The 4,797-nt window shown below is 62.1% G+C and carries 5 protein-coding genes; 1 reads left to right on the forward strand and 4 read right to left on the reverse strand.

Translation table 11 applies throughout. The features are described 5' to 3' along the window. The 3 genes from FJY68_13430 to FJY68_13440 all read right to left on the reverse strand — a co-directional run. The coding region (locus FJY68_13430; GenBank protein ID MBM3332826.1) for a hypothetical protein at positions 1–184 on the reverse strand (184 nt) is incomplete at its 3' end. A gap of 167 nt (positions 185–351) precedes the next feature. Further along, positions 352–1,101: a methyltransferase domain-containing protein gene (locus FJY68_13435; protein ID MBM3332827.1), complete on the reverse strand. Its 750-nt coding sequence runs from the start codon at positions 1,099–1,101 to the stop codon at positions 352–354. A gap of 3 nt (positions 1,102–1,104) precedes the next feature. Next, positions 1,105–1,860, reverse strand: a complete 756-nt coding sequence (locus FJY68_13440) for a class I SAM-dependent methyltransferase (GenBank protein MBM3332828.1) — start codon at positions 1,858–1,860, stop codon at positions 1,105–1,107. A gap of 217 nt (positions 1,861–2,077) precedes the next feature. On the opposite strand from FJY68_13440, the gene argF reads away from it, so the two are divergent. Then, on the forward strand, positions 2,078–3,007 hold the full coding sequence (gene argF, locus FJY68_13445) for an ornithine carbamoyltransferase (GenBank protein ID MBM3332829.1): 930 nt from the start codon (positions 2,078–2,080) through the stop codon (positions 3,005–3,007). 90 nt (positions 3,008–3,097) lie between these two features. Here the strand turns inward: argF and FJY68_13450 are convergent, their stop codons facing one another. Further along, on the reverse strand, positions 3,098–4,651 hold the full coding sequence (locus FJY68_13450) for a T9SS type A sorting domain-containing protein (protein MBM3332830.1): 1,554 nt from the start codon (positions 4,649–4,651) through the stop codon (positions 3,098–3,100). Positions 4,652–4,797: the final 146 nt, after the last annotated feature.

Below are 4,797 nucleotides of genomic sequence, written 5' to 3' on the forward strand. Positions count from 1 at the left end.
TCTTGTGCACCAGGTCGCGCAGGGTGAAGGTGAACGGGTAGACGAGCGTGCCCGCGTCCACGCTGAACCCGGCAATCGTGACGATGCGCAGGCTGGCGATGTCCGAGAGCATCTGCGCCGCGATGTATGCGGCGCTGACGACCGCGACCGAGGTGAGTCCCGACTGCCTGCCCGATTCTGTCATTCGGTCATTCGGGCTTCAGTCCCGAATCCGGAGTTGATTCCCACGAAGACACGAAAACAGAATGAAACGGACCCAAACAACCCGCATCCATTCGTTTCGTGTCTTTCGTGCTTTCGTGGCTTCAGCATCGGCTCTGGGTTCAGTCGCGATCCGGCATTCGCGATTCGTCACTTGCGTCCAACGACTACCAGCCTCCGCGCTTCGCTGTCGTAGGGCGAGCCGTCATACCCGCCGTACATCCTGACGCTCCTGAACCCGGCCCGCTCCAGCAACCCGCGCAGTTCTGCCGCCGAGTAGAGCCTCATCCACAGCCGGAATTCGTACGTCCTGCCCTTGCGGACGAGAATCCGCCGCTGCTCCAGCGCGCTCCAGCCGTCGACCGGTACCACTTCGTGCAACACCAGTTCACCACCGACTTCCTGCCAGTCGCGGCACTGGTATCTCCGCGCCAGGCCTTCCTTGCCGAGCGTCTCGATTAGGAACCTGCCGCCCGGCTGCATCGACCGGTGGACGTTGCGGCAGACCCGCAGGTCATCGCTCTGCCTCCGGAAGTAGCCGAAGGAGGGAAAGACGTTGATGACGGCGTCAAAGGCACGCGGCCGCATGAATCGGCGCATGTCCTCCTGCACGAACTCGACTTCGAGCTTCTCGCGCCGGGCTGCCCGCCGCGCCTCCGCAAGGTAGGAGCGCGTCCGGTCAACGCCGGTGACTCTGTACCCGCGCCGGGCAAGCTCGAGACTGAACCGGCCCGGCCCGCAGCAGAGGTCGAGAACCGCCTGCCCGGGCTTGAGCCCGAGCCGGGCGACGAGCTGACCCGCCTGCTCGCGGGCGGCGTCGATGCGCTGCTGCGGGAACATCGCCCGTTCGTACATCTTCCAGAACTGGTCGTCCTCGAACCACGGCGCCCGCCTGCCCATCCGTCACCTTCCCTTGCTGCCGACCGCGACCAGCCAGCGCGAATTGTGGTCATACGGCTCTGCGTTGAGCCCGCCGTGGATATCCACCCGCGCGAACCCGGCACGCCTGAGCAGATCGCGCAGTTCGACTCCTGAGTACACGCGCAGGAAGAACCGGAACTCCATAACCTTGCCATTCTGAATCAGGACCCAGCGATTCTCGAGTCCGGTCCAGCCGGGCGCGACCTTCCGTTCCTCCAGAACGAAGGTACCAGCCATCTCGCGCCAGTCACTCGGCTGAAAGTGACGAGCCAACCACTCTTTGCCGGCCGCCTGAATCAGGAATCGGCCACCGGGCCGCAACGACTGCAGCACGTGCCGGCAGACCTTCAGGTCATCAGCCGGGTTCTCGAAGTATCCGAACGAGGTGTACATGTTGATGCAGGCGTCGTAGGCGCGCGGACGCACGAACCGCCTCATGTCGGACCGCACGAACTCCACGTCGAGCTTCTGCTGCCTTGCTCGCCTGCGGGCCTCGTTCAGGAACAGGGCCGTACGGTCCACGCCGGTTACACCGAACCCGCGCCGCGCCAGCTCGATACTGAAGCGGCCCGGCCCGCAGCAGAGGTCGAGCACGCTCGCCCCGCGTTCAAGGTGCAACAGCCTCGCGAGGGGCTCCGCGTCCTTTGCCGCCATCTGCCATCGCTCCTCACCGAACATCGATGGCCGGAACACAGCCCAAAAGGCGTCGTTCTCGAACCAGGGCGTCTTGCGCTTCATGGTGCGCTTACTCTAAACGCGGGCCCGAAGAAGTCAAACGACGACGGCTTGACTGCCCGGTCTCTTCGCCTATGCTTTCGACAGCCGGTCCCGCGGCCGAATACGGGATGCCGCGCCCAGCTTGTGAATCAGCGGTCGCGGGGCGCGGCGACAGCACATCGCGTATACGAGAAACTGAAGAACACACTGGAGAGAAAAGGCCACTGCCGATACTGCTATGAAAAAAGACCTGACCTCGATTAACGACCTGTCCAAGGCCGAGATCCTGAGCCTGCTCGCGAAGTCAATCGAATTGAAGCAGTCGCTCAAGACGCAGCCCCGCCTCGACCTGGCGCCCGGCACCATGGGGGCGCTGATTTTCGAAAAGCCCTCCCTGCGCACGCGGGTGACTTTTGAACGGGCGATGGTTGACCTGGGAGGTTCTGCCATCTACCTCGGGCCTTCCGACATCGGGCTGGGAAAGCGCGAGACCGTGCCGGACGTTGCGCGCAACCTGTCCCGCTGGGTGAACTGCATCATCGCCCGGGTGTTCGAACATTCCAAGATCACCGAGCTGGCCGCGAACGCGTCGGTCCCGGTCGTCAATGCCCTGTGCAACGAGGAGCACCCCTGCCAGATTCTCGCCGACCTGCTGACCGTGCACGAACACCGCGGCAGCCTCGAAGGTGCGACCATCTGCTGGACCGGGGACGGCAACAACGTCTGCAACTCCCTGATGCTTGCCTGCGGCCTGGTCGGCATCAACCTCCGCGTGGCCACGCCCAAGGGATTCGAACCGCCCCAGGCGGTCACCAACCGCGCCCTCGAATACGCAAAGGAAAGCGGTGCCAGCATCGTCCTGACCTATGATCCGAAGGTCGGGGCCAGGGACGCGGACTACATCTACACCGATGTCTGGGCGTCCATGGGTCAAGAGGCCGAGATGGAACAGCGCAAGCAGATTTTCCGACCCTACCAGCTCAATCGGGAACTGATGGCACAGGCCAAGCCCGGCGCCAGGGTACTCCATTGCCTTCCCGCCCACCGCGGCGAGGAGATCTCGGCCGACGTGCTCGACGGCCCGCAGTCGTCAACTGTTCTCGACCAGGCCGAGAACCGGCTGCACGCCCAGCGCGCCCTGCTCGCCGTGCTGCTGACCCGCCGATAGTACGTTTGAGGGAGCGCCTTTCGGCGTTCCCTCATTCACTCTCTTGGGCGCGGCTCCTGCCTCTACCTCAACCTCGACCTCAGCCTTTGGCTACCTGCACACGACGAACCTGCAGGTCTGGCGTTCGCCACACGCGTTCACCCTGACGATGTATGCCCCTGCCGCTAGACCATCGAGCGGGATGGTCACGTTCTGCGGACCGGCGCGCGTGCTGAATTGTGACGCTCTCTGGACGGCCCTCCCAGTCACGTCATACACGACGATTTCGGCAGAACCTAGTGTAGACAGCGCATAGCTGATGCGAGCAACTCTCCTCACCGGGTTCGGCGTCACCCGGATGAACTGCGATGCATCACCGAGAGCGATGGTTGCCGCGCTGGCCCCGCCTTCGAGGCCTCCTTCATTGAGCTCGAGCCTGACTGCATCGAAGTAGGTGAAGTGGTATCGACCAAGATCGTCCCAGCGCGACACGAAGATCCAAACGCTTTCCTGCACAAGTGAGTGCGAGCCGAGGAATTGCCACGTGTCAAACGGTGGAACTGCTTGAGAATAGGGCCAATACTTGCGATTGCCGATTTCCGGAATGTCCCATCCCACGTCCGCAAACGGGTCCAAGGTGTCTCCGTCCACCGGTGGCGTCTTGTAGACGTAGAAGGACCAAGAGCCGGTGCATGCAAGTCGAGGATACCACATGATCGCGGTGTACTTGTTCCTGGTCACGTCGTCACTGGCCCAGCAACTGTCGGCGAAACCCGGCCTCCGAACCCGCGGGTGGTTGTCTGGAGGAGGATCGATGTACCACGAGTCCGCGTACGCGTCGTCAAGGATGATCGTCTTGTGCTCAATGACCCGCTTGAGCGTGTCGAGCGCAGCCAAAGTCGAGTCGCAGACGAACCAGTTGCGTGTACCTTTCGTGTGGGGCAAGCTTTCGGCTGTACAGACTTGGTCGGGCGGGCAGTCGAAGCGTTGCCCGTCGTAGCGTTCCGGGCCATAGCGACTTCCGCACCAAGCGCCCGTTCCAGTCTTCGGACCGAAACCGACACCGCTCCCAAGGCACTTGCATTCGAACTCATACCAGGCGGAATCAGGGTCGTACAGCGCACCGTGAGTGTGCTTCTCGTAGTACAGCGTCATGATGCCACGGAACAGCGTGTCATCTACCACGTCGCCATCAATCCGGTAACCATAGACCGCATAGAAGTGCACGTTTGCCGTGTCGAAGTCGACGGCCAGAACTCTGGGAGCGTGGACAGGTTGAACTTTCAGCCATTCGCGCAGATAGAACCACACGTCGCCCGGCTTCGCATTCAAGTCCGTCCAGTAGTGAAGATCACAGTCGCCATATATCTCGGCGAGCAGACCCTCAAGGTCGTCCTGGCCGAGCGCTCCGCAGTCTTGAGGTAGAACATCAGGCTCCATGATGCTGGCACAAGTGATGCCATCACAGTGTCCACGCCACGCATACGCTGGGTCGGTCTCGTGGTGGCCCCCATACTCCCACAGTTGGGCGCTATCTCTGATTGATTCCGGACGCCAGAAGTAGCGCGTATCATGGTTGTATATAGGCCCCGGCGGCCCGCCGAATCTGCCGCCCTGCCACAGGTGAGGGCAGTACTGGCAATTGCCGGACGCATCATGGTACATCGGCCACCAGTACCCGGCCCAGGGTTCCTTGAGCTTGGGCGGGAGGATGTCCCTGTCTTAGTTGAAAATCAGTAGCGGTTCCCCTGCCCGGATGGTAGCATCTGGGTTGTTTGAATGTTATGAAAGGAGAACCGCTGTGAGAAAGT

The sequence above is a fragment of the candidate division WOR-3 bacterium genome (genome assembly GCA_016867815.1).
GTDB lineage: Bacteria > Hydrothermota > Tepidihabitantia > Tepidihabitantales > Tepidihabitantaceae > UBA2258.